The organism is Variovorax sp. FW301-JW7 (assembly GCF_058788795.1).
On sequence record NZ_JBYTBC010000041.1, the window covers coordinates 1 to 608 of the forward strand.

General features: G+C 61.2%; 1 protein-coding gene. It reads right to left on the reverse strand.

Annotated features, from left to right (window positions below; genetic code table 11):
- Window positions 1-608 (reverse strand): hypothetical protein (locus tag AC3WQM_RS32000; protein ID WP_492683864.1); only part of this gene is annotated, 608 nt, incomplete at both ends.

Consider the following 608-nt stretch of genomic DNA (forward strand, 5'->3'; position numbering starts at 1 on the left):
AGCATCGACAGTCTGTCGACGTCCACTTCGAGCGGTTTGAGCACGGCGACCAGCGGTATCTCCAGCCTGTCCACGGGTCTGAGCACGACGAACAGCAATGTAAGCAGCCTGTCGACGTCCACGTCGTCGGGTCTGAGCACGGCGACGAGCAGCATCGACAGCCTGTCGACGTCGACTTCGAGTGGCCTGAGCACGACCAACAGCAACGTCAGCAGCTTGTCGACCTCCACGTCGTCTGGTTTGAGCACTGCGACCAGTGGCATCTCGAGCCTGTCTACTGGCTTGAGCACGACGAACAGCAACGTGAGCAGCCTGTCGACGTCTACGTCGTCCGGTCTGAGCACGGCGACGAGCAGCATCGACAGTCTGTCGACGTCTACTTCGAGCGGCTTGAGCACGGCGACCAGTGGCATCTCCAGCCTGTCTACCGGCTTGAGCACGACGAACAGCAATGTGAGCAGCCTGTCGACCTCGACGTCGTCGGGTCTGAGCACGGCGACGAGCAGCATCGACAGTCTGTCGACTTCCACGTCGAGCGGCTTGAGCACGGCGACCAGTGGTATCTCCAGCCTGTCTACCGGACTGAGCACGACCAACAGCAACGTCAG